The sequence below is a fragment of the Streptomyces sp. NPDC039480 genome (assembly GCF_055597165.1).
On the sequence record NZ_JBVITX010000016.1, the window covers coordinates 96094 to 122827 of the forward strand.

Sequence of the window (26734 nt, forward strand, 5' to 3'; positions counted from 1 at the left end):
GAGTCCCTTGCCCGGCTGTATATCGTCATGCAGAGTTCTCGCTGTCTGAATAAGTTGTCAATAGTTTTGGGTGCGCCCGGCGTAAATCGCCGGTAACAAGTGGCCGCAGGGCAAGACAGAACGTCCGGTTGAGGAGGGAATGCGTGTGAAGTCGTCTCGTATCGCGGACACGGCGACCGACCACAGGGAAGCGGTCGTCGTCCTCGACGGCCGGGGACTGATGGTCGCAGACGTCGTACGCCTGGCCGAATCCGACGCCCGGCCGGTACCCGCCACCGACGGCATGAAGCGCGCCGAGGACTCCTGGAACGCCGCCAGGGAGATCGCCGCCTGGGGCCGCGTCTACGGCCGCTCCACCGGAGTCGGCGCCAACCGGAACGAGGACGTACCGACCGATGCGGCCGCCGACCACGGCCTGAGGCTGCTGCGCTCGCACGCCGGGGCCATCGGCGCCGAGCTGCCCGCCCGGCAGGTCCGCGCCATGCTCGCCGTCCGCGCCAACCAGCTCCTCGCGGGCGGCGCGGGCCTGCGCCCCAGCGTCGTCACCGCGCTCTGCCGGGCCCTGGAGACCGGCGCCCACCCCACGGTCAACGAGTTCGGCTCGGTCGGCACCGGCGACATCGCCGCCCTCGCCCAGCTGGGCCTCGCGCTCGCCGGCGAACACCCCTGGCGGGGGAGCGGGGCGCCCCCGGAGCCGCAGCCCCTCGACAACAACGACGCCCTCGCCCTGATCAGCAGCAACGCCCTCACCCTCGGCCAGTCCGCGCTCGCCCTGCACGAACTGCGCGGCCTGATCGGCGCCACGCAGGTCGTCGCCGCGCTGTCGCTGATGGCGGTCGACGGGTCGTACGAGGCGTACGCGCTGCCCGTGCACGAGGCGCGCCGCCACCCCGGCTCCTACGCGGTCGCCGAGCGCATGCGCCGCCTGCTCGGCGCCCCCGACCGCCCCACCCCGCCCCTCGGTCGCATCCAGGACCCCTACGGCTTCCGCTGCGTGCCGCAGATCCACGGGCCCGCGCACGACGCGGCGGACGCCCTGGAGGAGGTCCTCACCGTCGAGATCAACGCCGCCGCCGAGAACCCCCTGATCTCACCCGACGACATGGCGGCCTACCACCACGGCGGCTTCTACCTCGCCCAACTGGCCCTCGCCCTCGACCACTTCAGGCTCGCGGTCACCCAGGCGGCCCGCCTCTCGACATCGCGGCTCTCCACGCTCAACGAACCGGCCTTCACCCGTCTGCGGCCCTTCCTCGCCGACGGGGAGCCCGCCTCGTCGGGCGTCATGATCCTCGAGTACGCGGCCGGAGCCGCCCTCGGCGACCTGCGGGCCTTCTCCGCGCCCGCGTCGCTCGGCCACGCGGTGCTCTCCCGTGGTGTCGAGGAGCAGGCCAGCTTCGCCTCCCTGGCCGCCCGCCAGACGCTGCGGGCCTGCGAGGCGTACCGCATGGTGGTGGGCTGCGAACTGGTCGCGGCCGTAAGGGCGTTGCGCCAGCGCGAGCTGCGCCTCGACCCGGCCACCCCGCTCGCGTACGCCTTCGAACTCGCCGACTCCGTACTCGAAGCGGAGATCGCCGACCGGCCGCTGACGGATGATGTGACGGCGGCGGCGGGGCTCCTCGACCGGTTCACCCGGCTCTGGTCGGAACTCGGCGCCGGAACGACTGCGGGTACGGACATCCTGAGGGGGACGGCATGACTGACAGCCCTGCCGCGCGACTGCAAGTGCTCTTCGAGGGCCACCGGCTCACGCCCACCCAGCGGCGCATCGCGCACTGCATGGTGCGCAGGGCCGCCGACGCGCCCTTCCTGTCCAGCGTGGAGCTGGCCGAGCTCGCCGGGGTGAGCCAGCCATCGGTCACCCGCTTCGCCGTCGCCCTCGGCTTCGACGGCTACCCGGCCCTCCGCAGGCACCTGCGGGACGTGGCGCCCCCCGAGACGTCGGCCACGACGCTGGCGAACGAGTACCAGCAGGCCGTCGAGGCCGAGATCGAGAACCTCAGGCACCTCGCCGAGGTCCTCGCCGACCCGGCACCCGTGGAGCGGGCCGGACGGCTCATCGCCGCCTCCCGGCCGCTGCCCGTCCTCGGACTGCGGGCCGCCGCGTCGCAGGCGTACGGCTTCTCGTACTTCGCCGCCAAGGTCCACCCCGACGTGCGGCTCCTCGACGAGGGCGGCACGATGCTGGCCGACCGCGTCGACGCGGCGGTCCGCGCGGGCGCCACCGCCCTCCTCTGCTTCGCGCTGCCCCGCCACCCCCGCGAGGTCGTCGACGCGCTCGCCTACGCCCGGTCGGCGGGCCTGACGGTCGTCACCGTCGCCGACTCCGCGTTCGCCCCCGTGGCCGCCCACTCCGACCTCCTCCTGCCCGCCGCGGTCGGCACCGGCCTCGCCTTCGACACGGCCTGCGCGCCGATGCTCCTGGGCCGGGTCCTCCTGGAGGCGATGTGCGACGGCCTTCCGGACGCGCAGGCGCACCTGGAGGAGTTCGACGTACGGGCGGCGGCGCGAGGGCTGTTCGTGGAGTAGGCCGCAGGCAGGGCCCGCTACGCCTTGGGCACGGTGAAGCGGAAGAGCTTGCCGGACCAGGTGGCGTACAGGTGGTCGCCGACGGCCCGTGCCGTCCACGATCCGGAGCCGCCGGTGGCCCGGTGGTGCCAGACCTGCTCGCCGGTGTCGGCGTGGAAGGCGTACAGGCCCTTGTCGCCCGCGGCGAGGAAGAGGCCGTGCAGGGCGCCCAGGAGGTCGAGGCCGCCCAGGCCCGTCCCCGCCGTCCAGCGTTTCGCGCCGGTCCGGGCGTCGAGCCCGTGCAGCACCTTGTTGTCGAGGTGGCAGACGGTCGCGCCGGCGCGTGCGTAGCCGCGGTTGCCGCGGGCGGCGGTCCGCACCGACCACAGGGTCTTGCCCGACGCCGGGTCGAAGGCGGCGAGCAGCCCGCGGGTCGAGCCGCTGAAGCCGGTGCTCGGATAACAGAAGAGGGTGCCTTCGAGCAGGCTCAGGGAGTCCGCCCAGCCGAGTATCTCGGCGTTCGTGGGCGGGAGTTCGGTGGGCTCGCTCCAGCGTGTCCGGCCGTCGTCCGGGTCGAGGGCCAGCAGCTTCATCTTGGCGTCGATGGCGTAGAGGACCTTGCTCTTCTCCGGTGGGTAGAGGGTGACGAGGTCCTTCGTCCACACGCGCTCGCCCGAGTCCCGGTCGAGGGCGGAGTAGCCCCTGAGCAGCGCGCCCGGGGTGGTCTTCGACGCGTCGCCCCAGACGAGCAGCGCGCCCGCCGGAGTGGCGCCGAGCGCCACGCTCACGTCCTCCACGTCGCGTGCGGTCCACCGCACCTCGCCGCTCGACGCCTCCAGGGCCCGGAAGCGTCCGCCGCTCGTCGTCATGAGCAACTCGCCGTTCGCGAGGCCGAGTTGGGGCGCGCTGTCGCCGACCGGTGGCGCGTCCCACAGCTTCTTGCCGGACCGGCCGTCGAACGCGTGCACCTTGCCGTCGGTGCGGACCGTGTAGACGCGCTTGTCGTCGGCGAGCGCGTCGGTGTTCTGGCCGCCGAGGTCCTTCCACAGGAGCTTGCCGGTGCTCCGGTCGAAGCAGGCACCGGAGGACTTCTCGGTGCACAGCAGCGTGGACCGGGTGACCGTGTGCAGGAACATGGCGGGCCGCGGCAGCTCCTTGGTCCAGTCGAGTTCGGATGCGGCGGCCGTGTCGCCGCCGCCCCCGCCGCGCTCGCGCAGGAACCAGAAGGCGCCCCCGGCCGCCCCGGTCACCGCGAGCGCGCCGCCGCCGGCCAGCAGCCGGCGGCGGCTGAGCAGCGGGCCGCGCAGCGCGCCCTGGAGCGTGCGCTGGTCCTCGGTCACCTGGAGCTCGACCGCGCCGAGCCAGCCGGCGGTCGTCTCCGGGCGCAGCCACGCCTGGAGCTGTTCGACGGTGGGGCGGCGGGCGGGGTCCTTGTCGAGGCACGCGGCGACGATGCCGAGCAGGCCGGGCGGGACACCGGTCAGCTCGGGCTCTTCGTAGGCCGCCCGGTAGAGGAGGGCGTGGACCGCGCCGGTGCCGAACGGCGGAGTGCCGGTGGCGGCGAAGGCGAGCACGGCGCCGAAGGCGAACACATCGCTCGCGGCAGTCAGTTCGCCTCCCCTCGACTGCTCGGGCGACATGAAGCCGGGCGATCCCGCGACCTGCCCGGCGGCGGTGAGCACCGTCCCGTCGACGGCACGGCTGATGCCGAAGTCGATGACCCGCGGGCCGTCGAGGGTGAGCAGGATGTTGGACGGCTTGAGGTCGCGGTGGATGAGCCCGGCCCGGTGGATCGCGGCCAGCGCCTCGGCCAGACCGCCGCCGAGCACGCGCAGGGTCGACTCGGGCATGGGCCCGTGGGCGTCCAGGGCGTCGGTGAGGGAGGGGCCGGGGATGTACGCGGTGGCCAGCCACGGCTGCGGGCCCTCGGGGTCGGCGTCGACGACCGGCGCGGTGAAGGCGCCGGAGACCGCGCGGGCGGCGTCGACCTCGGCCTTGAAGCGGCGGCGGAAGTCGGGGTCGGCGGCCAGTTCGGGGCGTACGACCTTCACGGCCACCGCACGGCCGCTGCGCGACGCGGCGAGGTGCACCCGGCCCATGCCGCCCGCGCCGAGCTCCCTGATCACCCGGTAGGGGCCGATGTACGAGGCGGGGGCGGCGGCCTGCGCGGGCGGCGGGGGCGGCGGCTGCGGCGCCGGCTGCGGTGTCGGACCGGCGGGCGGCGGCGCGGACGGCGGCATCGGCGGGGTCGGCGGCATGGTCACGAGGTGTCGCTCCGGAAGGCGTGGAGAGTGGACGCGGACGCGGCGAAGAGAGTGCTGCCGGAGACCTGGAGCAGCCAGTCGGTCTTGCCGGCCTCCTTGGCGCCGGACGGCTGGTGCGCCCAGAGCGGCTTGCCGTCGGAGGCGCGCAGGACGACGAACCCCGGCACGTCGCCGGTGGCCCAGGTGGCGATGGCCACCACGGACGAGGAGACGGTGGGGCCCTGGTCGTCCGCGCCGCCGGTGGTCGTCAGGCGCACCGGGCTCGCGGTGTGCCACACCTGCTTGCCGCTCCGCGTGTCCAGGGCGAACGCGGTGCCGGGACCGTCGTAGAGATAGGCACGCTCGCCGCGGACCCTGGCCGCGCTGATCGTGGTCGTCTCGTTGACGGCGGTCCACAGCTTCTTGCCGTCGGTGACGCGGAAGGCCTGCGCCTTCGTGCTGGTGACGAGCAGGATCCTGCCGTCGGTGGACAGGTGGGGATAGGCGCCGGGCTTGACGACGTCCGGGACCTTCCACTGCTCGGCGCCCGAGCGCAGGCCGAGGGCGCGGAGTGTGCCGTTGTCCTGGACGAAGCAGCGGTCCCCGTCGGCGTACGCCTGGAAGTCGCTGCCCTTGATCCTGCGCGACCACAGCACCTCACCCGATCCGAGATCTACTGCGAGAACCCCGTAACCCTTGTGGCCACTGGTGCCGACGATGGCGACCGAACCGGCGACGGACAGCAGCCCGTCGACGAAGTCGGCGGAGTCGGTGCTCTGCTCGGTGACCGTGTGGCCGAACTTCTGCCGGCCCGCGGCGTCGACGCCGAACAGATAGCCGCGCTCGCCGCTCCAGGCCGTGGCGAACAGCGTCGACCCGCCCACGCCCAGCCACTTCGGACCGGTCGACACGTCGGAGGGCATGCGCAGCGAACCCTTCCAGCGCTCCTTGCCCGACGCGGGGTCATAGGCGGTCGCGTGCTCCTGGTCCCAGTGCACCAACACATCGCCCTGGAGCTGTAGTTGGGCGCTCTGGAGCTTCTTCAGCGGGACCGACCACCGCGGCTTCGGACCGGCAGGGACCTTGGGCTCGGGCCGCCCCGTGGAGCCCTCGCTGCCCTTGCTGCCGCTCGGGGCCGGGGACTTGCCGGGCTCCGACCGCCACCCGGCCAGCGCCGCGGCACCGCCGCCCGCCGCGACGGTGGTGCCCGCCGCGGCCAGCCACAGGAATTTGCGGCGGCTCGGCCCCCTGGGGGCGGTGGCGAACGGGTCGACGGGCGGCCCGAGCGGCGCCATCGGCATGGGCGGCGCGGAGACCAGGACCGCGGCGTGCGTCTCACGCCGCGCCACGTCCTCCCGCAGGCCCGGGGTGAGCAGCGCGGCCGGATCGGCGGGCCCCAGCGCGGCGAGCACCGAGGCGGCGGACGGCCTGAGGGCCGCGTCCTTGCCCAGGCAGCCGCTGATCAGCGGCACCAACCCCGGGGGTACGCCATCGAGTCGGGGCGGATGGTGGACGGCACGGTAGAGGATCTCGGCCGTCCCGCCGGATCCGAAGGGGCCCTGTCCGGTGGCCGCGAAGGCCAGGACGCAGCCCAGCGAGAAGACGTCCGCCGCCGGTCCTGCCGCGCGGCTCGACACGATCTGCTCGGGCGCCATGAACCCGGGCGTCCCCATCACGGCGCCCGTCCGCGTCACCTGCGTGGCGTCGACCGCGCTGCTGATGCCGAAGTCGATGACCCGGGGCCCGTCCTCGGCGACGAGGACGTTGCCGGGCTTGAGGTCGCGGTGGACGATGCCGGCGTCGTGGATGGCGAGCAGCGCCTCCGCGAGTCCGGTGCCGAGGGCCCGCAGGCCCGCCTCGGACAGCACGCCGAAGCGGCGTACGACGTCGTGGAGCGACGGCGCGGGGACGTAGGCGGTGGCCAGCCAGGGCTGCGGGGCGTCCGCGTCCACGTCGAGCACCGGCGGGGTGAAGAAGCCGCTCACGCGCCGGGCCGACTCGGCCTCGCGCCGGAACCGTCCGCGGAAGTCGGGCGCCTCGGCGTACTCGGGCCGGATGACCTTCAGGGCGACCAGCCGCGACCCCGGCGACCTGGCCAGGAACACCCTGCCCATGCCGCCCTCGCCGAGGAGCTGGAAGACCTCGTAGGGGCCGATCCGGACGGGGCTGTGCACGACTGCGGGGTCGCTGCCTTCGTAGGTGTGGGTGTACACGTCGTCGTCGCGGGGGTCAGCTCATCGAGGCGAGCACGTCACGGGCGGCGGTGACGACGGTGTCCTCGGCCTGCTTGCGGGTGAGTTCGGAGGTGTCCTGGCTGTAGACGAGCTCAACCCTGAGTGAGGCGTTGCCCTCACGGACGACCACCTTGGCATAGGTCAGCGACCCGCCCCGGGCGTCGACGTGGTGAGCGGCGAACGCCTCCTCGCCGAGCCCGCTGACGGAGTGGGGGTCCTCCACCTTGTTGCCGGTCACCGCCTTGAGGAGGCCCCTCTTCTTCAGGTCGTACTGGCCCTCGACGCTCGCGCCGACCGTGAGGTTGACGTCCAGGCTCTGATAGAGGCTGTAGTCCGCGGGCTGCCACCTCGGCATCCTGCTGATCATCATGGACGTGTCCGCGTCGTCCATCAGGCCGGGCGTGCACTCGCCGCCGGGCGCGATCTTCTCGATGGTGGCCGCCTTGATCAGCTCGCACCCCTTGGGCACCTTGGAGAACGCCTTGCCCGCCGACGGTGCCTTTGGCTTGGCGGCGCCTCCCGGCCCGCTTCCGGGCGCACCCGGGGGCTTGGCCGACTCGCTGCCCTTGTCGTCGTCCCCCGAGGTGGCGACGACGACCACGCCGACCACCAGGGCGGCGGCGAGCGCGGCGGCACCGCCGATCAGCCAGCCGCGCGAACGGCCGCCGCGGGGGCCCGAGCCGCCGGGGCCGCCCGCCGGAACGGGTTGCGACCAGGCCGAGGGCGCACCGGGCGCCTGCGGCGGGACGGGCGGCGGCGCCTGGCCGGGCATCGGGGGCGGCGCTTGGCCTGGCATCGGGGGTGGCGCCTGGCCGAAGCCCTGCCGGGGATCCACCTGCGGGTTCTCACTCACGGAACAGCTCGCTTCCTCGACGACCGGGACCGGACATGACCCGCCGCACCTTCTCGCGAGACACTGCAATGCCGATGAAATCCTGCTGAAGCAGGGGACTCGGCTGCCGCGAAGGACCAACGCTGCGCTACGGGGAACCACAGGAACGACGGGGGAGTTCGGGTGGACGAGAACACAGAGGTCATAGGAAACCCACCAGGCTCCGGCGGCTCGGGGGCGGCCGTCGAGGACCGGCTGCGCCTTGCCCTGCTCGGTCCGGTCGCCGCGCACCGCGGTGAGGTGCCGCTCGACCTGGGACCCGTACGACGTCAGGCAGTACTTGCCGCACTGGTCCTGCGCGCGGAGACGCTCGTCACGCGGCAGCAACTGCTCGACGACGTATGGGGAATGGAGCCCCCGGGCACGGGCCACCGGGTCCTGCCCAGCTACGTCTACCCCCTGCGCAAGGCGCTGGACGCGCCCGGCACCGGCCCCGCCGCGTCGGTGATCCGCGGCGAGCGCGGCGGCTACCGCTTCGTGCCGGGTCGAGCGCGCACGGACTTGGGGGAGTTGGCCGCGGAGTCGGGCGCGGTACGCGGGGCGAGGGCGGCGGGTGACCTGGTCGCCGCCCTCGACGGCTGTACGCGGGCGCTGGACCTGTTCCGCGGGGAGCCGTTGGCCGGTCTGCCGGGACCGCTCGCCGACGCCGAGCGGCAGCGCCTCGCCGGGCTGCGGCGCACCCTCCACCAGGAGCGGGCGGAGTGCCTGGTGCTCCTGGGCCGGTATGCGGAGGCCCTGGACGAACTGCTGGCGGCGCCCACGGCAAGCCCGCACGACGAGCCCCTCGCCGCCCTGCGCATGCGCGCGCTCTACGGCAGCGGCCGCCAGGCCGAAGCGCTGGCCGCGTACCGCGAGACAAGGGACCGGCTCCGCGACGAACTGGGCGTGGACCCCGGCGACGAACTCCACCGGACCCACCAGGCCGTACTGCGCCGGGACGATCGGCTCCTCCTCGCCCACCCCTCACCGCCCCGCACCACGGACACCACCACTCCCCGCACCCCGCCCCACCCCCGCCGCAACGACCTCCCCGGTGACACCTCCTGGCTCGTCGGGCGGGAGGCGGAGCTCGGTCTGCTCACCGCGCCGGTGCCGGGCGCGGCCGTGTCCGTGGTTGCTGTGGACGGCACCGCGGGGGTCGGCAAGACCGCGTTGCTGGTCCGGGCCGCCTGGGCGCTGCACGAGCAGTATCCGGACGGCTGTCTCTTCGTGGATCTGCACACGCACGGCGCCCCGCACGAGAGTCTGCGCCCCGAGCGCGCACTGCATCGGCTGCTCCGCGCCGTCAACGCCGGGGACGGCGAACTCCCCGACGAGCTGCATGAACTGGTGGCCGCCTGGCGTGCGGCCACCAGTTCTCTGCGGCTGCTGCTCGTCGTGGACGACGCCCGCAGCGCGGAACAGGTGCGTCCCTTGCTGCCCGCGGGCCCGGGCAGCCGGGTCCTCGTGGCCGGCCGGCAGCGCCTGCCCGGCCTCGACGCCGACCGGCGCCTCACCGTGGAGCCGCTGGACACGGGCGAGGCGGTCACCCTGCTCACGCGCCTCCTGGGCGAGACACGCGCCGAGCAGGAACCGGACGCCGCGCAGGAGCTCGCCCGCCGCTGCGGCGGCCTCCCGCTGGCGCTGCGGATCGCCGGGGCCCGCCTGCAGAACCGCCCGTCCTGGACCGTGGCCCACCTGGTCGGCAGGATGTCGGACGACGAGCGCCGCCTGGGTGAGCTCCGCGCGGAGGACCGCAGCGTGGAAGCGGCCTTCCGGATGTCGTACGACCTCCTCGCCCCCGAACTGCGGCGCGGCTTCCGGGCGTTGGGCCAGTCACCGACCGCCGAGTTCGACGGGCTCACCCCCGCCGTCATGCTGGGGCGCCCCGTCGACGAGACCGAGGATCTGCTGGAGCGCCTGGTCGACGCCAGCCTGTTGCAGCAGCCCCGGCCCGGCCGCTACCGGCTGCACGATCTCGTACGCGACCACACGCGCCGCCTCGCCGCCGCCGAGCCGGAGGAGGCCGCCGCGGACCGCGCCGCCGTGCTGCACCTCTATACGGCCGCCGGGCGCATCGCCAGCGACTGGGGCCCCGAGGGCTTCCCGACCGGCCCCGACGTCTCCGGCTCCCCCTTCTCCGACTGGCGGGAAGCCGACGCGTGGCTGGAGGCCGCGGGCGGCCAACTGCTCGACGTGGTCGCCTTCGCGGCGGCCACCGGGCAGCGCGACCACGCCTGCTGGATCGCCGAGTCCCTGCTCGACCCGCTGGTCCGCCAGGGCCGCTACCACGAGTGCCGCTCCGCCCTGGAGCTCGCGCTGTCCGGCGCCGACCTGGCCGACGACCGGCGGATGCCGTCCTCGCTGCGCAACTGCCTCGCCATCGCGGACATCTACCAGGGACGCTTCCCGCAGGCCCACGCCTGGTGCACCGATGCGCTCCGCATCGCCCGCCGCCAGGGCGACCTGCGCGAACAGGCCCGGGCGACCGCAGGCATGGGCGCCTCGGAGCGCGCGCTGGGCCGCTTCCCCGAGGCGGCCGCCCACCTGGGCGAGGCCATGGAGATGGCGGCCCGGCTCGACGACGACTGGCTCGCCGGGATGTCGAGCTGCAACCTCGGCGCCCTCCACGACCAGCAGGGCCGGCACGAGCAAGCACTCACGTACTACGCCACGTCCCTCACCTTCGCCGAGAAGATCGGCCGCCCCAGAATGATCAGCAAGACCCTGTGCTTCACCGCGGAGGCCCACCTGGCGCTCGGCCGGCACACCGAGGTGAAGGATCTCGCGCGGCGCGCGGCGGAGCTGGCCCAGGAGGTCGGCGACCTGCAACTGCGCGCGACGAGCCTGTCCCTGCTCGGCGCCGCGGAACACGGCTGCGGAAACCTTTCGTTGGCCATCGCTCTCCAGCAGGAGGCCCTGGCCACACTCACCGAGCACACCAGCAGACCCCTGGAGATGGAGGTCCGCCGTCGGCTCGGACGCACCTACACGGCAGCGGGCCACCCGGCCGAGGCCGAGCAGCAGTTCCGAGCGGCCCGCGCCCTGGAAGCGTGACCCGGCCGGGGAGCAGGCCCGGTTCTCAGCCAGTCCTCAGATTCCGCCGCTAACCTCCTCCGCCGAAGCAGCGCGACGGGAGGCATGGGAGGCGACGTGGGACGCGGTGGACACGGGCTGGCGAGGGTGCCGGTGGTGGTGCGGGCCGGGGCGGCGCCCCTGTGGTGGCTGGGGGTGCTCGCCGCGGGCGTCGGCGCGCTGCCGCCCGGGCTCACCGGACGCCGTATCGGCGTACTCACCGGGGCGGCCCTCTTCATCGTCGTCGCGGCCACCGTCGCGTACGCCCGCAGGAAGCGCTACACGGCCCTCGCCCGCGAGGCCGTCCGCGCCGGGAAGCACGACGTGCTCCAGAGCCGGTCCGTGAGCGTGCGCAACTGGCGACGCGGACACCGCTGGTGGCTCGCCGCCGCCTTCCTCGCCGCACTCGGCAGCGCCTTCGCCCTGCCCGTGGCGGGCGGCGCGGCCCTCGCGGGCGCCGGTGCCGGCCTGTGGGCGAAGGCCGCCTGGGTCGGCCGCCGCGAGCAGGCGGACGACGTGCTCCTGTGGGTGCGCGTCGACTGGCTCGGCCGGGGCGCCGGCGCCCCCGCGGGCAAGGCGGTCAGGGCCTACCGCACGACGGGTCCGGCGGCGGGTGACGCCGGGCCCGGCGGCGGGGTGCGGCGCCGCACCGTCGCGGCGGCCCGGTAGCGACGAGGGCTCGCACCGCCCCCGAAACAGTCGAACTCCCCTACCACCGACCTGCGTTCGAGGGGTCGAGATTGCGACGAACTCGACCCGTGGACAAGCAGGCTCACCGGGCTGATGTTCATACCCGAACGGGTGGCTAGCATGGCGCGATACGTGGTCCGGAAGATCGCCGTCCTCTTGGCGCCCCCTCCGGGCCCACGACCGATGCGTACCGATCGGCTCGTTGTCCGCCCGCACCCAAGGACCGAGGGACCGCTGAATGTCAGTGCCTGCTCCTCCCAGCCCGCGCCGCACAGCGAAGGCGGAGCGCCCCGCGTGGGCCGTGCCCGTCGGCGTGCTGGTGGTGACCGGCGGCGCCGGTGCCCTCGCGGCTGCCGCGGCACCGGACGCCGCCCGCGGCTGGGCGGCGGCCTCGCTCGCGGTCGGCTGGCTGTGCCTGGCCGTCTGTCTGCTCGTCGGCTCCGTGGCGCGGCAGCGGCTCGCCCGCTCCGCCGCGGCGGCCCGGGCCGAGGCCGAGGCGCTGCGGGCGCAGCTCGGCCACCAGATCGCCGAGTCCGCCCACCTCGTGAACGTCACCCTCCCGAGCCTCGTGAAGCAACTGCGCGACGGTACGGCAGCGGGTGAGGCGCTGGCGACCACGGCACCTCCGTCGGACGCCCAGCTCCGTCGGATCGTGCAGTCCTTCGCCTCGGTGGTGGAGGAATCGGTGCGGCACGCCCGTACCGTGGAGGCGCAGCTCGTGCACGCGCAGGGCCAGTTGGCGCAGTCCTCCGACGAGTTCGACGTCCTCACCAAGGTGACCATGCCGTCCGCGATCGGGCAGCTGCGCGAGGGGGCCTCCGCGGACACCGTCCTCGCCGGGCTCCAGTGGCCGCAGAACCCCTTGCTGCGGCTGCCCGCGGAATCGTTCATCCGGGAACTCGCCCACAGCGAACGGCGCGCCGCCGCCGCGCAGGCCGCCTCGGCCAAGGCGCTGAGCCGCGTCCAGGCCAAGGCCGTGAGCATGCTCGCCGATCTGCGGGACATGCAGGAGCGGCACGGCGTCGAGGTCTTCGGCGACCTGCTGCGGCTGGACCACAGCACGTCCCAGCTGGGCCTGATGACGGACCGCCTCGCCCTGCTCATGGGCGGCCGGTCCAGCCGCGCGTGGAACAAGCCGATCGTCATGGAGAGCATCCTGCGGGGTGCCGTCGGCCGCATCTCCGCGTACCAGCGGGTACGGCTGCACTGCTCGACGACCGCGGCGGTCGCCGGCTTCGCCGCGGAGAGCGTCATGCACGTCCTCGCCGAACTCATGGACAACGCCGCGAACTTCTCGCCGCCCATCGACGAAGTGCACGTCTACGTGGAGGAGCGCAGCGCCGGGATCGTCGTCACGATCGAGGACAGCGGGCTGCGGATGGCCGACGCGGCGATGCGGCGGGCCGAGGAGTCCGTCTCCGGGAAGACGACGGACCTCGCCTCGCTCCAGGGCACCCGCCTCGGCCTCGCCGTGGTCGGACGGCTCGCCGCCAAGTACGGCATGAGCGTCAACTTCCGCCCGTCCTCGCGGGGCGGTACGGGTGTGGTGGTCCTCCTGCCGCCGCAACTCCTCGCCCAGCAGCGCGATCCCGCCCCGCAGCACCCCGTGCGGCGCCCCACCGCGACGACGCCCCCGCCACTCCCGGCAGCACCGGCCCCGGCGGCCGGGGCGGTCGAGGTGGCCGGGATGGCCGAGGCGAACCCCGCCTTCCCCGCTTTGCTGGAAGCACCCGCGGCCCCCGTGACGCCCACGTCACCCGCAGCACCCGGGACACACCCAGAACCCGTGACACCCGTGGCGCCCGTGACTCCTCCGGCAACCGTGACACCCACGTCACCCGCAGCACCCGCGACACCTGCGGGCCCCATGACACCTGCGGCACCCGCAGCACCTCCGGCCCCCGTGCCCCCCACGGCACCCCCGGCCGCCGCGCTGCCGCCCGCCGCCGACCCGGCGGCTCCCCGCGCCCTGCCCACCGCCGCGGACACCCCCGCCCGGCCGGCGCACGCCGCCCCCGCCCCCGCCGCGACGCCGAACGGCCTGCCCGTGCGTGCCCCCGGCCGCACCATGGCCGAGGCGGACCGTGAGCGCCGTCAGCGCAAGGCGGCGTCCGAGGCCAACTCCGCCGCGGGAGCCGGCGCGCTGCCCGGCGAGGCGGGGCGGTCGCGCGACGCCGGCTCCCGGTTCGGCGCCTTCCACCGCGCGCGGCGCGCGGGAGGCGAGGCCCCGGGCTTCCCGGCGGCGCCCGAGCCCCCGGCCGCTCCGGGCTCGCCCGGCGAACCCGGCCCGCCCCCGACCGAGTGACCGAAGCGTTCCCCGCACGGCGCCCGGGTCCGGCGCCCTCCTTCCCCCTTCCCCCGCTCAAGACCGTGATTGGAGGCATGGGCCGGTGACTGGGCTCGGTTCGCCCGAAGCACCTCGCCCCACCCACCATGCAGACCACTGACAACAGCCTGACCTGGCTCCTCCAGAGCCTTCTCCAGCGCACCCCCGGTACGCGGCACGCCCTGGTGCTCTCCCGGGACGGCCTGAAGCTGTGCTGGAGCGAGCATCTGACGCTCGACCAGGCCGACCAGCTGTCGGCGATCTGTTCCGGCATCCAGGCCCTGGCCCAGGGCGCGTCCGCGGAGTTCGGCGACGGAACCGGCGGCGTCCGGCACTCCATGACCGAGTTCCACGGCGGACTGCTCTTCATCGTCGAAGCAGGGCAAGGAGCGCACCTGGCGGTCATCGCCGACGAGAACGCCGATCCGGGCGTGGTGGGCCACCAGATGACGGAGCTCGTGGAACAGATCGGGGAGCACCTGCGCGCCGAGCCGCGCGCCGAGGCCGAGAGCAGCGGCTCCTCGTGACGCCGCGCAGGCCCGTGGACATCGGTGACCCGGACCGGCTCTACACGGTCACCGGTGGCCGCAGCCGGGCCGACGACGATTCGTTCGACCTCGTCACGCTGGTGGTGAGCGAGTGCGAGCCCACGGCCGGGATGCAGTCGGAGCACGCCCGGATCCTCGACCTGTGCCGGCATCCGACAGCCGTGGTGGAGATCGCCGCGGAGCTCAAACTGCCCATCACCGTGGTGCGGATTCTGCTGGGCGACCTGCTCGCGACGGGCCGGATCACGGCCCGTCATCCCCGCGCGGCCCACGCGGTCGCCTCGATGCCCGAATCCGACCTTCTCAAGGAGGTGCTCCATGGGCTCCGCAACATCTGAGCTGCCGTCCCGCACTCCGCTGTCCGACACCGCCGAGACAGGCTTGAAGATCGTCGTGGTGGGCGGATTCGGCGTCGGCAAGACCACGTTGGTCCGCTCGGTCAGCGAGATCCGCCCGCTGAACACCGAAGAGGTGATGACGCAGGCGGGCATCGGTGTCGACGAGACGTCCGAGGTGTCCGCCAAGACCACCACGACGGTGGCGTTCGACTTCGGCCGGATCAGCCTCAACGAACGCGTGGTGCTCTATCTGTTCGGTGCGCCGGGCCAGGAGCGCTTCTGGTTCCTGTGGGACCGGCTCTTCGCCGGCACGCTGGGCGCGGTCGTCCTGGTCGACACCCGGCGGATGGACGACTCCTGGTACGCGATCGACCGTCTGGAGCACCACAGGACGCCGTTCGTGGTGGCGGTGAACCGGTTCGACGACGACACCGCCAGGCACTCGCTGGAGGAGATCCGCCAGGCCCTCGCGCTCCCCGACCACGTGCCCCTGATCGACTGCGACGCGAGGGTGAGATCGTCGGGCAAGGACGTTCTGATCACCCTCGTGGACCACCTCTACAAACTGGCCATGGCCCAGGAGATGACACCGTGACCGAGCCGACCGGATCCCCTTTCGAGCAGAGTGACCCTCCGCCGGGGTGTCCCGCTCACGCCGGTGCCGTACGCCTCGGCGGTCTGGAGTACCAGCAGACACCGGCGCAGCTCTACCGCGGTCTGCGCCGTGAGCACGGTGCGGTCGCGCCGGTGCTGCTCGACGGGGACGTACCGGCGTGGCTGGTCCTCGGGTACTCCGAGGTCAGCTATGTGACCGGCCACGACGAGCTGTTCGCGAGGGACTCGCGCCGCTGGAACCAGTGGGACCGCATCCCCGCGGACTGGCCCCTGATGCCCTTCGTCGGCTACCAGCCGTCGGTCCTCTTCACCGAGGGCGAGGAGCACCGGCGCCGGGCCGGTGTGATCACGGAGGCGCTCGAGGGGGTCGACCAGTTCGAACTGGCCCGCGACTGCGGCCGGATCGCCGACCGGCTGATCGCGGCGTTCGCCGGCAGCGGCCAGGCGGAACTGATGAGCGCGTACGCCCACGCCCTGCCCATGCGGGCCGCGGTGCAGATGTGCGGCATGCCCGAGTCGGGCACCGATACGCAGCAACTCGTGGACGACCTGCGGATCTCGCTCGACGCGGCGGAGGGCGACGACCCCGTGGCGGCGTACACGCGCGTCGGCGAGCGGATCCAGCTCCTGGTCAAGGAGAAGCGGGAGAGGCCGGGCGCGGACATCACCTCACGGATGCTGCTGCATCCGGCGGGCCTCACCGACGAGGAGATCGTCCAGGACCTGATCTCCGTCATCGCCGCGGCCCAGCAGCCGACGGCCAACTGGATCTGCAACACGCTGCGGCTGATGCTGACCGACGAGCGGTTCGCCCTGAACGTGTCCGGCGGGCGGCTGAGCGTGGGCGAGGCGCTCAACGAAGTTCTGTGGCTCGACACCCCCACGCAGAACTTCATCGGGCGCTGGGCGGTGCGCGACACCCAGCTGGGCGGCCGTCAGATCCGGGCGGGCGACTGCCTGGTGCTCGGTCTCGCCGCGGCCAACACCGACCCGCAGATCTGGCCCGAGTCGCACGTGGGTCCGGAGAACTCCGCGCACCTCTCCTTCAGCCACGGCGAGCACCGCTGCCCCTATCCGGCCCCCCTGCTGGCCGACGTCATCGCCAGGACCGCGGTCGAGACGCTCCTGGAGCGGCTGCCCGACCTGGTCCTCGCGGTGGAGCCGGAGGAGCTGCGGTGGCGCCCGTCCATCTGGATGCGCGGCCTGACGTCGCTGCCGGTGCAATTCACGCCGGTGACGCACTGACCGGACGCTTCGCCCGGTGGGGTGGGTGCGAACCGCCGCGTGATCCTCAGGCGGCCCGGCTGATGTCCAGGCGTTCGGACGACGGCTCGTATCCGGCCGCCCGGTAGGTGGCGACGGCGGCGGCGTTCGAGCTCGGGGTGCTGACGATCGCGCTCGACGCACCCAGTTCACGCAGCGCCGCCGCGGCGGCGACGCCGATCGCCGTCCCGTGGCCGCGACCGCGGTGGTCGGCGTGCACACCCACCGGCTCCAGCAGGCCGGGCCTGCCGGGCCCGGCCGACCAGACCGTCGCCGCGGCCACCGCGTTGTCCTGGTCGTCGTAGCCGATCAGGCAGCGGGCGTCGGCGTAGACCGGCCCGGCGGCCAGCACGTGCCATACCTCCTCGGTGAACACCGGGCTGCCGAACGCCGAGCGGTGCACTGCCGTCCGCACCCCCGCTGTCTGCGGACCCGCTACCTCGATCCGCAGGCCGCAGTCCTGCACCGGCGCGGCGAGGTCGCGGCGCAGCGGCGTCCACGGCTCGTCCAGGTTCCAGCCCGCCTCCAGGAGGACCTCGCGGAGCAGGGCACCGTCGGGGATCTCGAGGCCGACCTTCCCGGGCGGCAGGACCCCGCGCTCCGGATCGTCGAGGTCCGCCAGCAGCTGACGCGCCAGAGCCTCGTCCTGGCGCAGGTCCGGCGCCGTCGTCAGGCGCAGCACATCGGGACCGTCCAGATATCCGACGGCGATGATCCGGCCGGCCACGCTCCAGGTGCGGACGGCCGCGGCCAGCCTCTCCGCGCCCAGCGCCCAGGCCCAGCCGAGGTCTCCCGGGTGCAGTTGCAGCGGCGTGCGGTCGTCCTGCCATACGCGGAGGGCGTCCACGGCATCGGTCAACCCGTCGACACCGGGCTCGTTCAGAACGATGGTCATGTCCCGCATCCCACACCATGGGGGCGACCGGCCACACATGGTTTTTCTCAGCCGGTGACGGGGGTGAAGCGCACGGGCAGCGACTGCGGGCCGCGTGTGAACACCCCCTGCTCCACCGGGTCGAAGCCCTCGGCGAGCCGTACGTCGGGCATCGCGTCCAGGAGCTGGCCGACACCGATCTCCACCTCCGCCTTGGCCAGCAGGGCGCCCACGCAGAAGTGGCGGCCGAGGGCGAAGGAGAGGTGGTCCGCGGCGGCGGAGAACGCGGTCGTGGTGGTCAGGTCGTCCCGGAAGATGTCGAAGCGGTCCGGGTCCTGGTAGCGCCGCTCGTCGCGGTTGGCCGACCCGATCAGACAGGTGACGGTGGCACCGGCGGGGACGGTGCCGCCGCTGAGCTCCACGTCGACCGCCGACTGCCGCATGATCATGTGGACCGGCGGCGTGTGGCGCAGCGTCTCGGCGAACGCGCGGGCGATCAGCGTGCGGTCCTGGCGGACGGCTTCGAGCTGATCGGGGTGGGTCAGGAGGTTGGCGAAGATGGAGGCGATCGCCTTGTCGGTGGTCTCGCCCCCGGCGGCGAGCAGCAGGCTGCAGAAGGCCTTGATGTCCTCGTCGCTCATGCGCACCCCGTCGACCTCGGCGGCGCACAGGGTGGACAGCAGGTCGTCCCCGGGCAGGTCGCGGCGCTTCTGGATGATCGGGATCATGTACTCGGCGAACTCCACGCGGGTCCGCTCGCCGGCCGCCGCGACCTCGGGGTCGCCCGCCAGGTTGCCCAGGAAGGCGATGACCGTGGTGTACCAGCGGTGGAAGCGCGCGTGGTCGGCCTTGTCGAGGCCCAGCATGTCGGCGATCACGTTGACGGGGAAGCGGGTGGCGTAGGCCTCGACGAGGTCCACGCCACCGGTGTGCCGGAAGGTGTCGATGAGCTCGCGGGAGTTGCGCTCGATGACCGGCAGGAACTTCTCCTGGAGGTCGCTGCCGCGGAAGGCGGGCGCGACCAGGGCCCGCCGCACGGCGTGCTCCCGGCCGCTGAGCTGGAGGATCGTCTTGCCATGGACGGGCTCGATCTGCCAGTCGTAGTTGTCGGTGGTGAACTGCGAGCCCTTGTCCTTGAACACGCGCTCGACGTCCTCGTACCGCGAGACGATCCAGCTCTGGGTCGCCTCGTGCCACAGGAGCGGTGTGGTGTCCCGCATCGCCCGGTAGGCCGGGTAGGGGTCCTTCGCGAACTCGGGCGAGAGGATGTCGGGGACCTGCTGCGCGGCGGACATAGAGCTCCTTGGTCGGTACAGGCAACGCGCATCAGGCTATTGATCGCCGCTGACCCCAACCAGCCTCCTCCTGGCCGACTGTTGAGCGCTGCACTAATTTTGGCCGAAAATCACCCCTCTCCCCGGGCCTTCAGCACCGCCTTGTTGACCACCCACAGCGCGATCCCGATGGCGATCAGGACGCCCGCCCGGATGTAGACCTCCGCGGGACGGTCCGCCAGCGGGCTGGCGAGGACCAGGGCGGTGATCGCGCCCAGGACGGGCAGCACCGTCGGCGTGCGGAAGTGCTGGTGCTCGACGGGGTCGCGGCGCAGGACCAGGACCGCCACGTTGACCACCGCGAAGACGCACAGCAGCAGGAACGCCGTCGTGTCGCCGAGCCCCTCGATCTCACCGGTCGACACCAGGCCGACGGCGAGCAGGGAGACGAAGACGATGCCGACGACGGGGGTGCGGCGCTTGGCGAGGACGCGGCCCATGGCGCGCGGCAGGATGCGTTCGTTGGCCATGCCGTAGCAGAGGCGCGACGCCATCATGATGTTGATGAGGGCCGAGTTGGTGACCGCGAACAGGGCGATCAGGGCGAAGAGTTTGTGCGGGAAGTCGACGCCGCCGGCCTTCACGACTTCGAGCAGCGGGCCGCTCGACCCTTCGAGGGTCTTGTAGTCGACGAGGAGGGACGAGACCAGCGCGACCAGGACGTAGATGGTGCCGGTCACCGCGACGCCGATGAAGATGGCGCGCGGGAAGGTGCGGACGGGGTCCTTCGTCTCCTCGGCCATGTTCACCGAGTCCTCGAAGCCGACGAAGGCGAAGAAGCCGAGCGCGGTCGCTCCCAGCACGCCTGTCATGAGGGCGTACGCGGTGCCGCCCCCCGCCTCGAACTCGGTGAGGCGCGAGGGCTCGCCGTCCCCGGTCAGTACGGCGTACACGCCGATGGCGAGGATGATCGCGAGGCCGGTCAGCTCGACGAGGGTGAGCACGACGTTCGTCTTGACCGACTCCGAGACGCCCCGCATGTTGAGCGCGGCGAGCAGCACGATGAAGGTGATGGCGATCAGGGTGGGCGGCAGTGCGTTGTCCGTGAGCTCGCCCAGATAGTCGCCGCTGAAGGCGCGGGCCGCGGCGCTCGCGGACGACAGCCCCGAGCACATCACCATGAAGGCGATGATGAAGGTGAGGAACGGGGTCTTGAACGCCTTCTGCGTGTAGAGCGCGGCACCGGCCGCCTTCGGGTACTTGCCGACCAGTTCGACGTACGACGCCGCCGTCAGGATCGCCACGACGAACCCGATCGCGAACGGCAGCCACAGCGCGCCGCCGACCTTCCCGGCGACCTTGCCTGTGGTGGCGTAGATGCCGGTGCCGAGGATGTCGCCGATCACGAAGAGGATCAGCAGCTTGGGGCCGATGGCACGGTGCAGCGCCGGCTCTTCGGCGGGTGGTGGTGCGGCGGCGGACGTGTCCGATGTCGTCACAGGAGCCTCCCCCGGGGTTCGGGACTGGATCGGGACTGAGGGTCTGCCCGTGATCCAGATCACTATGCCCAACTTGAGCAACCTCAGAGAGTTCCCCCTCCGGGCGAGGGAAAGGGGCGCGTTGCCGCAGGCGTCCTCAGGGGCGCGGGGAACTGCGCGGCCAGCCACGACGAGCCCGCACAGGCCAACGGCCCAAGCCCCGCAGACGCGTCTGCCCTCGACGGCACCTCTCGCGGGTGCGGCCCGCCGTGGGTTGCTCGCGCAGTTCCCCGCGCCCCTAAGGGCGCGGGCACCGGGCGACGGGGGCGCTGCCGAAGGTGCCGTCAGGGGCGCGGGGAACTGCGCGGCCAGCCACAGCGAGCCCGCAGCGGCGAACGGTTCAAGCCCCGCAGGTGTGCGCTAGAGCCTAGAGCTGGCGCAATGCGTCGCGCTCCGCGCCTCCCCCCGCCTCCGCCACAATCTCCTCCAGCGTCTGCGCCTCCCGTACGACCGCGAAGCGAACTTCGTCGGCGCGCGACGGATGCGCGGAGAAACCCCAAACGGCGGGCCGCACAAGGCTGTTGTACGAATAGTGCTGCGCGAAGTAATACGCACCGGTGTCCAGCGCCGCCACATGATCCCCCGCTTCGAGCAACGGCAACGGCCGGTTCTCCGCGAGCAGATCCCCCGCGAAGCAGGCCGGCCCCGCGACGTCCTGCCCCACGGCGGGCCCGCCCTTGGGCCGCCCCTTCGCGTCGTACGCCGCGATCCGCAGCGGCCACGACGCGGGCGCGTACACGGTCCGGGTCGCCACCTGCACGCCCGCGTGCGTCACGGCGATGGGCCGCCCACCCGCCCGCTTCGCGTACTCGACGCGGGCGAGCACCGTCCCGTGCTTGGCGAGCAGCGAGCGGCCGAACTCGGTGACGATGCCGTACCGCCCGTCGAGCAGCCCTGGCACCCGCGCCTTGAGGCGGCGCGCGTACTGCGCGTGGGTCGGCGTCTCGTCGTCGGAGCCGAAGTTGACGGGCAGCCCGCCGCCGATGTCGATCGTGTCGATCTGCCGCCGCCCGGCGCGTTCGTTGATCTCCTCGGCCAGTTCGTACGTCGCCGCGACGCCCCGCACCATCATCTCCAGAGGCATGCCCTGCGACCCGGAGTGCGCGTGCAGCCGGGTCAGCCACGGCCGGTCGAGGCAGGCCCGGACGACCCACTCCCTGGCACCCTCGTCGCGCAGGGGCACCCCGAACTTGGAGGTGGGCGTCGCCGTCGAAAGGGCGCCGATCGCGCCACCGCCGATCTGCGGGTTCACACGGATGCCGACGGGCGAGCCGGTCACGGCCGACTGCATCAGGGCGTCGACGCGGGCCAGCTCCTGCGGGTTGTCCGCGTTCACGGCGATGCCGAGCGCCAGCGCCTCGCGCAGTTCGGCGGGGGTCTTGGCGGGCGAGTCGAGGACGGTGTCGGCGGGCGGTATCCCGGCGGCCCGGGCGAGGGCCAGCTCGCCGGGGGACGCCACCTCGGCGCCGATCCCCGCCGAGCGCAGCAGCCGAAGGACCGGCACAAGCGGGGTCGCCTTCACCGCGAAGGCGTGCAGGACGGGGGTGCCGGGCGGGGTGACGGCGTCGAAGGCGGCGCGCAGGGCGGCGGCGCTCGCGCGGATGCCGGCGACGTCGAGCAGGCCCACGACGGGGGCGCCGGGGCCGACGACGCCCCGCTCGACGGCGGCGAGGACGGCCTGGTCGCGGCGGGCAGCGACATCGGCGCCGACACCCGCACCCGCACCGCCACCCGCACCCGCACCGGCGCCCACACCCGCACCGGCACCGACACCCACACCAGCACCGGCGCCGGCGCCGGCAGCGGTGCGGAGCACCCGGGTCTCTTGTGTCTCGTCCGGCGGTGTCCGCGGTGCGTCGTCGTCCTCGTCGTGAGCCATGCGTTCCAGCCAATCACCCGGGCCCGGCCCCCGCTGGCGTACTCGCGCATTCGTTCGCTATTGACTAGCCCTATTCAGAACCCCAGGATGTGAATAACAAGGTCACAGCATCGAGGTCAGAGTCACGAGGAGGCATCGCCATGTCAGGACCCCGCCCCGTACGGGCACCGCGCGGTACGGAACTGAGCGCCCTGGGATGGCAGCAGGAAGCCGCCCTCCGCATGCTGCAGAACAACCTCGACCCCGAGGTCGCCGAGCACCCCGACAAGCTCGTCGTCTACGGCGGCACCGGCAAGGCGGCCCGCGACTGGCGCTCCTTCGACGCGATGGTGCGCACCCTCAAGACCTTGAAGCAGGACGAGACGATGCTCGTCCAGTCCGGCCGCCCCGTCGGCGTCATGCAGACCCACGAGTGGGCGCCGCGCGTCCTCATCGCCAACTCCAACCTCGTGGGCGACTGGGCGAACTGGGAGGAGTTCCGCCGCCTGGAGCAGCTCGGCCTCACCATGTACGGCCAGATGACCGCGGGCTCCTGGATCTACATCGGCACCCAGGGCATCCTCCAGGGCACCTACGAGACCTTCGCCGCCGTCGCCGCCAAGAAGTTCAACGGCACCCTCGCCGGGACCATCACCCTCACCGCGGGCCTCGGCGGCATGGGCGGCGCCCAGCCGCTCGCCGTCACCATGAACGACGGCGTCGCCATCTGTATCGACGTCGACCCGCGCGCCATCGAGCGCCGCATCGAGCACAAGTACCTGGACGTGAAGGCGGACTCGCTGGAGCACGCGCTCCAGCTGGCCGTCGAGGCGCGGGACGCCCGCCGCCCCCTCTCCATCGGCCTCCTCGGCAACGCCGCCGACCTGGTCCCGCGCATGCTCGCCGAGTCCGCCCCCATCGACATCGTGACGGACCAGACCTCCGCCCACGACCCCCTCTCGTACCTGCCGTCCGGCGTCGCCTTCGACGACATGCAGGCGTACGCCACGAAGGACCCGGCGGGCTTCACCACCCGCGCCCGTGAGTCCATGGCCAAGCACGTCGAGGCGATGGTCGGCTTCCTGGACGCGGGCGCCGAGGTCTTCGACTACGGCAACTCGATCCGCGGCGAGGCCCAACTCGCGGGCTACGACCGCGCGTTCGCCTTCCCCGGCTTCGTGCCCGCCTACATCCGCCCGCTCTTCTGCGAGGGCAAGGGCCCGTTCCGCTGGGCGGCGCTCTCCGGCGAGGCCTCCGACATCCACAAGACGGACAAGGCGATCCTCGACCTCTTCCCGGAGAACGAGTCGCTGCACCGCTGGATCAAGATGGCGGGGGAGCGCGTCCACTTCCAGGGCCTCCCGGCGCGCATCTGCTGGCTCGGTCAGGGCGAGCGCGACAAGGCCGGCGACATGTTCAACGACATGGTCGGCGACGGCACCCTCGCCGCGCCCCTCGCGATCGGCCGCGACCACCTCGACTGCGGCTCCGTCGCCTCCCCGTACCGCGAGACGGAGGCCATGCTCGACGGCTCCGACGCGATCGCCGACTGGCCCCTCCTGAACGCCATGGTGAACGTCGCGTCCGGCGCCTCCTGGGTCTCCCTCCACCACGGCGGCGGCGTCGGCATGGGCCGCTCCATCCACGCGGGCCAGGTCTCGGTCGCCGACGGCACGAAGCTCGCCGGCGAGAAGATCCGCCGGGTGCTCACCAACGACCCCGGGATGGGCGTCATCCGGCATGTCGACGCCGGGTACGACATCGCGGAGCGCGTGGCGGACGAGCGGGGCGTGCGGGTTCCCATGCGGGAGGGGGAGTGAGCAATTCAGCCCCTCCGGCGATCGAGGAGCGGGGTCCGGGGCGGAGCCCCGTGTCCTTCCAGGAAATGTGGCGGGACCTGAGCTCCATCGGCCGCGACGCCGGCTCGGGCGGCTACCGCCGCTACGCGTGGACGGGGGCCGACTCCGACTGCCGCGCCTGGTTCAAGGCGCAGGCGGACACCCGCGGCCTCACCTACGAACTGGACCGCAACGGCAACCAGTGGGCCTGGCTCGGCGACCCCGCGGCAGGAGACGCCGTCGTCACCGGCTCCCACCTGGACTCCGTCCCGGACGGCGGCGCCTTCGACGGCCCCCTCGGCGTCGTCTCCTCCTTCGCCGCCCTGGACGAACTGCGTGCCCGCGGAGCCGAGTTCACCAGGCCCCTCGCCATCGTCAACTTCGGCGACGAGGAAGGCGCCCGCTTCGGCCTGGCCTGCGTCGGATCGAGGCTCACCGCCGGACAGCTCACCGTCGAGGCGGCGCACAAGCTCCGGGACGGCGACGGCGTATCGCTGCCGCGGGCGATGGAGGCGGCCGGCTACGACCCGTACGCCATCGGCCCCGACCCCGAACGCCTCGCCCGCATCAGCGCGTTCGTGGAGCTGCACGTCGAGCAGGGCCGTTCCCTCGACCTGTCCGGCGACCCCGTCGGCATCGCGAGCGCCATCTGGCCGCACGGCCGCTGGCGCTTCGACTTCCGCGGCGAGGCCAACCACGCGGGCACCACCCGCCTCGTCGACCGCCGCGACCCGATGCTGTCGTACGCGGAGACGGTCCTCGCCGCCCGCCGCGAGGCCGAACTGGCGGGCGCGGTCGCCACCTTCGGCAAGATCTCCGTCGAGCCGAACGGCGTCAACGCCATCCCGTCCCTCGTCCGCGGCTGGCTCGACTCCCGCGCCGCCGACCAGGCCACCCTCGACACCGTCGTCACGGGCATCGAGAAGGCGGCCCGCGAGTACGCGGACCGGCACGGCATCGACCTCGACATCGTCCGGGAGTCCTTCACACCGGTCATCGAGTTCGAGGACGCGCTCCGCGACGAGCTGGGCACGATCCTCGGCGCCCGCGCGGAGCGCCCGCTCCCCGTCCTCGGCACCGGCGCGGGACACGACGCGGGTATTTTGTCCGGCTCGATCCCCACCGCCATGCTGTTCGTAAGGAACCCCACGGGCGTCTCGCACTCCCCGGCGGAACACGCCGCCGAGGACGACTGCCTGGCCGGGGTGACCGCACTGGCCGACGTACTGGAAGGGCTGGCCTGCGCATGACGACGTACTGGCTGGAGCACGCCTGGCTCGGCACCCATGTCGAGCCGGGGGTCGCGGTCGACGTGGCGGGCGACCGGATCGAGGACGTCCGCAAGGGGGTCGCGGCGCCCCCGCCCGGCGCGACGGTGCTGCGCGGCCTGACGCTCCCCGGCCTGGCCAACGCCCACTCGCACGCCTTCCACCGCGCGCTGCGCGGCACGGTGCAGGTCGGCTCCGGCACGTTCTGGACGTGGCGTGAGGTCATGTACGGGGTGGCGGACCGGCTGACGCCGGAGACGTACCACGCACTGGCCCGCGCGGTCTACGCGGAGATGGCGCTCGCGGGCATCACGACCGTGGGAGAGTTCCACTACCTCCACCACGCACCCGGCGGCACCCCGTACGCGGACCCGAACGCGATGGGCGAGGCGCTGATCCAGGCCGCCGCCGACGCGGGCGTCCGCATCACGCTCCTCGACACGGCGTACGTGGCGTCAGGACTCCTCGACGCGGGGCGCGGCAAGCCCCCCAACCACCACCAGCTCCGCTTCTCCGACGGTACGACGGAGGCGTGGGCCGAGCGCGTCTCGTCCCTCAAGGACCGCCCGCACGCCCGGATCGGAGCGGCGATCCACTCCGTACGGGCGGTACCGGCACAGCAGCTGGGCACGGTGGCGGACTGGGCGGCGGCCCGGCAGGCACCGCTCCACGTCCACCTCTCCGAGCAGACGGCGGAGAACGACGCCTGCCAGGAGGTGCACGGCTGCACGCCCACGCAGCTCCTCGCCGACCACGGCGTCCTCGGCCGCCGCACCACGGGCGTCCACAACACGCACCTCACGGAGGAGGACATCGGGCTGCTCGGCGGCACGACGACGGGCACCTGCATGTGCCCGACGACGGAACGCGACCTGGCGGACGGCATCGGCCCCGCCCTCCACCTCCAGCGTGCGGGCAGCCCCCTCTCCCTTGGCAGCGACAGCCACGCCGTCATCGACCTCCTCGAAGAAGCCCGCGCCATGGAGCTGAACGAACGCCTCCGCTCGCATACGCGCGGCCACTGGACGGCGGCGGCACTGCTGCGCGCGGCGACGGCCGACGGGCACGCGGCGCTCGGCTGGCCGGACGCGGGCGTCATCGAGCGCGGCGCGCTCGCCGACCTCACGACGGTCGCCCTCGACTCGGTCCGCACGGCGGGCCCGGTCCCCCGTCTGGCCGCGGAGACGGCGGTGTTCGCGGCGACGGCGGCGGACGTCCGTCACACGGTCGCCGCGGGCCGTCACGTGGTCCGCGACGGCGCCCACACGGCGGTCCCCGACGTCCCTTCGGCCCTGACGGAGGCGATCGCGGCGCTGCGAGACTGACACGCTGCCCTGATCCCGCCAGTCTCAGCCCCCTCCCCCTCCCGGAGA

At 73.2% G+C, this 26734-nt stretch carries 19 protein-coding genes; 12 read left to right on the plus strand and 7 right to left on the minus strand.

Features of this window, described 5'->3' with window-relative positions; translation table 11 throughout:
- Nucleotides 1-139: 139 nt before the first annotated feature.
- On the plus strand, nt 140-1699 hold the full coding sequence (locus tag ACZ56E_RS36755; RefSeq protein WP_468610103.1) for an aromatic amino acid ammonia-lyase: 1560 nt from the start codon (nt 140-142) through the stop codon (nt 1697-1699).
- Nucleotides 1696-2529, plus strand: coding sequence for a MurR/RpiR family transcriptional regulator (locus ACZ56E_RS36760; RefSeq protein WP_471221135.1), 834 nt, complete (start codon nt 1696-1698; stop codon nt 2527-2529). The genes ACZ56E_RS36755 and ACZ56E_RS36760 overlap by 4 nt, the downstream gene beginning before the upstream one ends.
- Before the next feature lie 17 nt (nt 2530-2546).
- On the opposite strand, the gene ACZ56E_RS36765 is transcribed toward ACZ56E_RS36760, so the two are convergent.
- The 3 genes from ACZ56E_RS36765 to ACZ56E_RS36775 are packed head-to-tail and all read right to left on the minus strand — an operon-like array spanning nt 2547 to nt 7838.
- Nucleotides 2547-4766, minus strand: coding sequence for a protein kinase domain-containing protein (locus tag ACZ56E_RS36765; protein ID WP_471221242.1), 2220 nt, complete (start codon nt 4764-4766; stop codon nt 2547-2549).
- Nucleotides 4767-4768: 2 nt separating this feature from the next.
- On the minus strand, nt 4769-6964 hold the full coding sequence (locus ACZ56E_RS36770; RefSeq protein WP_471221137.1) for a protein kinase domain-containing protein: 2196 nt from the start codon (nt 6962-6964) through the stop codon (nt 4769-4771).
- Between the two features lie 16 nt (nt 6965-6980).
- On the minus strand, nt 6981-7838 hold the full coding sequence (locus tag ACZ56E_RS36775; protein ID WP_471221139.1) for a hypothetical protein: 858 nt from the start codon (nt 7836-7838) through the stop codon (nt 6981-6983).
- Between the two features lie 162 nt (nt 7839-8000).
- On the opposite strand from ACZ56E_RS36775, the gene ACZ56E_RS36780 reads away from it, so the two are divergent.
- The 7 genes from ACZ56E_RS36780 (at nt 8001) to ACZ56E_RS36810 (ending at nt 16693) form a co-directional block, all read left to right on the plus strand.
- A complete protein-coding gene (locus ACZ56E_RS36780; RefSeq protein WP_471221141.1) occupies nt 8001-10913 on the plus strand; it encodes an AfsR/SARP family transcriptional regulator in 2913 nt (970 codons plus the stop codon).
- A 96-nt stretch (nt 10914-11009) separates the two neighbouring features.
- Entirely contained in the window at nt 11010-11600 is a 591-nt protein-coding gene (locus ACZ56E_RS36785) for a hypothetical protein (protein ID WP_471221143.1), read from the plus strand.
- A gap of 259 nt (nt 11601-11859) precedes the next feature.
- Nucleotides 11860-13926: a sensor histidine kinase gene (locus ACZ56E_RS36790; RefSeq protein WP_471221145.1), complete on the plus strand. Its 2067-nt coding sequence runs from the start codon at nt 11860-11862 to the stop codon at nt 13924-13926.
- Nucleotides 13927-14054: 128 nt separating this feature from the next.
- On the plus strand, nt 14055-14474 hold the full coding sequence (locus ACZ56E_RS36795; protein ID WP_398303577.1) for a roadblock/LC7 domain-containing protein: 420 nt from the start codon (nt 14055-14057) through the stop codon (nt 14472-14474).
- Complete coding sequence (locus tag ACZ56E_RS36800; protein ID WP_398303579.1) at nt 14471-14833, plus strand: DUF742 domain-containing protein; 363 nt, start codon at nt 14471-14473, stop codon at nt 14831-14833. Before ACZ56E_RS36795 ends, ACZ56E_RS36800 begins: the two co-directional genes overlap by 4 nt.
- A complete protein-coding gene (locus ACZ56E_RS36805; protein WP_471221147.1) occupies nt 14814-15428 on the plus strand; it encodes a GTP-binding protein in 615 nt (204 codons plus the stop codon). Before ACZ56E_RS36800 ends, ACZ56E_RS36805 begins: the two co-directional genes overlap by 20 nt.
- Nucleotides 15425-16693: a cytochrome P450 gene (locus tag ACZ56E_RS36810; protein WP_468610086.1), complete on the plus strand. Its 1269-nt coding sequence runs from the start codon at nt 15425-15427 to the stop codon at nt 16691-16693. The genes ACZ56E_RS36805 and ACZ56E_RS36810 overlap by 4 nt, the downstream gene beginning before the upstream one ends.
- Before the next feature lie 46 nt (nt 16694-16739).
- Here the strand turns inward: ACZ56E_RS36810 and ACZ56E_RS36815 are convergent, their stop codons facing one another.
- The 4 genes from ACZ56E_RS36815 to ACZ56E_RS36830 all read right to left on the minus strand — a co-directional run bounded on the left by ACZ56E_RS36815 (nt 16740) and on the right by ACZ56E_RS36830 (nt 22276).
- A complete protein-coding gene (locus ACZ56E_RS36815; RefSeq protein WP_471221150.1) occupies nt 16740-17606 on the minus strand; it encodes a GNAT family N-acetyltransferase in 867 nt (288 codons plus the stop codon).
- Nucleotides 17607-17653: 47 nt separating this feature from the next.
- Nucleotides 17654-18880 (minus strand): cytochrome P450, encoded by a 1227-nt coding sequence (locus tag ACZ56E_RS36820; RefSeq protein WP_471221152.1) that lies wholly within the window; start codon nt 18878-18880, stop codon nt 17654-17656.
- 110 nt (nt 18881-18990) lie between these two features.
- Entirely contained in the window at nt 18991-20358 is a 1368-nt protein-coding gene (locus ACZ56E_RS36825; protein ID WP_471221154.1) for an APC family permease, read from the minus strand.
- 406 nt (nt 20359-20764) lie between these two features.
- Nucleotides 20765-22276, minus strand: coding sequence for a type III PLP-dependent enzyme domain-containing protein (locus ACZ56E_RS36830; protein ID WP_471221156.1), 1512 nt, complete (start codon nt 22274-22276; stop codon nt 20765-20767).
- Nucleotides 22277-22416: 140 nt separating this feature from the next.
- Between ACZ56E_RS36830 and hutU the strand changes: the two genes are divergently transcribed.
- The 3 genes from hutU to ACZ56E_RS36845 all read left to right on the plus strand — a co-directional run bounded on the left by hutU (nt 22417) and on the right by ACZ56E_RS36845 (nt 26686).
- Entirely contained in the window at nt 22417-24075 is a 1659-nt protein-coding gene (hutU, locus tag ACZ56E_RS36835; protein ID WP_471221158.1) for a urocanate hydratase, read from the plus strand.
- 65 nt (nt 24076-24140) lie between these two features.
- Nucleotides 24141-25343 (plus strand): allantoate amidohydrolase, encoded by a 1203-nt coding sequence (locus ACZ56E_RS36840; protein WP_471221244.1) that lies wholly within the window; start codon nt 24141-24143, stop codon nt 25341-25343.
- Nucleotides 25340-26686: a formimidoylglutamate deiminase gene (locus ACZ56E_RS36845; protein WP_471221160.1), complete on the plus strand. Its 1347-nt coding sequence runs from the start codon at nt 25340-25342 to the stop codon at nt 26684-26686. The genes ACZ56E_RS36840 and ACZ56E_RS36845 overlap by 4 nt, the downstream gene beginning before the upstream one ends.
- Nucleotides 26687-26734: the final 48 nt, after the last annotated feature.

Excerpts from the sequence above, each read along its gene's own strand:
- ACZ56E_RS36755 (WP_468610103.1), top strand. The coding sequence starts at position 140 with ATGCGTGTGAAGTCGTCTCGTATCGCGGACACGGCGACCGACCACAGG.
- ACZ56E_RS36760 (WP_471221135.1), top strand. The coding sequence starts at position 1,696 with ATGACTGACAGCCCTGCCGCGCGACTGCAAGTGCTCTTCGAGGGCCAC.
- ACZ56E_RS36765 (WP_471221242.1), bottom strand. The coding sequence starts at position 4,766 with ATGCCGCCGACCCCGCCGATGCCGCCGTCCGCGCCGCCGCCCGCCGGT.
- ACZ56E_RS36790 (WP_471221145.1), top strand. The coding sequence starts at position 11,860 with ATGTCAGTGCCTGCTCCTCCCAGCCCGCGCCGCACAGCGAAGGCGGAG.
- ACZ56E_RS36795 (WP_398303577.1), top strand. The coding sequence starts at position 14,055 with ATGCAGACCACTGACAACAGCCTGACCTGGCTCCTCCAGAGCCTTCTC.
- ACZ56E_RS36805 (WP_471221147.1), top strand. The coding sequence starts at position 14,814 with ATGGGCTCCGCAACATCTGAGCTGCCGTCCCGCACTCCGCTGTCCGAC.
- ACZ56E_RS36815 (WP_471221150.1), bottom strand. The coding sequence starts at position 17,606 with ATGACCATCGTTCTGAACGAGCCCGGTGTCGACGGGTTGACCGATGCC.
- ACZ56E_RS36820 (WP_471221152.1), bottom strand. The coding sequence starts at position 18,880 with ATGTCCGCCGCGCAGCAGGTCCCCGACATCCTCTCGCCCGAGTTCGCG.
- ACZ56E_RS36830 (WP_471221156.1), bottom strand. The coding sequence starts at position 22,276 with ATGGCTCACGACGAGGACGACGACGCACCGCGGACACCGCCGGACGAG.
- hutU (WP_471221158.1), top strand. The coding sequence starts at position 22,417 with ATGTCAGGACCCCGCCCCGTACGGGCACCGCGCGGTACGGAACTGAGC.
- ACZ56E_RS36840 (WP_471221244.1), top strand. The coding sequence starts at position 24,141 with ATGTGGCGGGACCTGAGCTCCATCGGCCGCGACGCCGGCTCGGGCGGC.
- ACZ56E_RS36845 (WP_471221160.1), top strand. The coding sequence starts at position 25,340 with ATGACGACGTACTGGCTGGAGCACGCCTGGCTCGGCACCCATGTCGAG.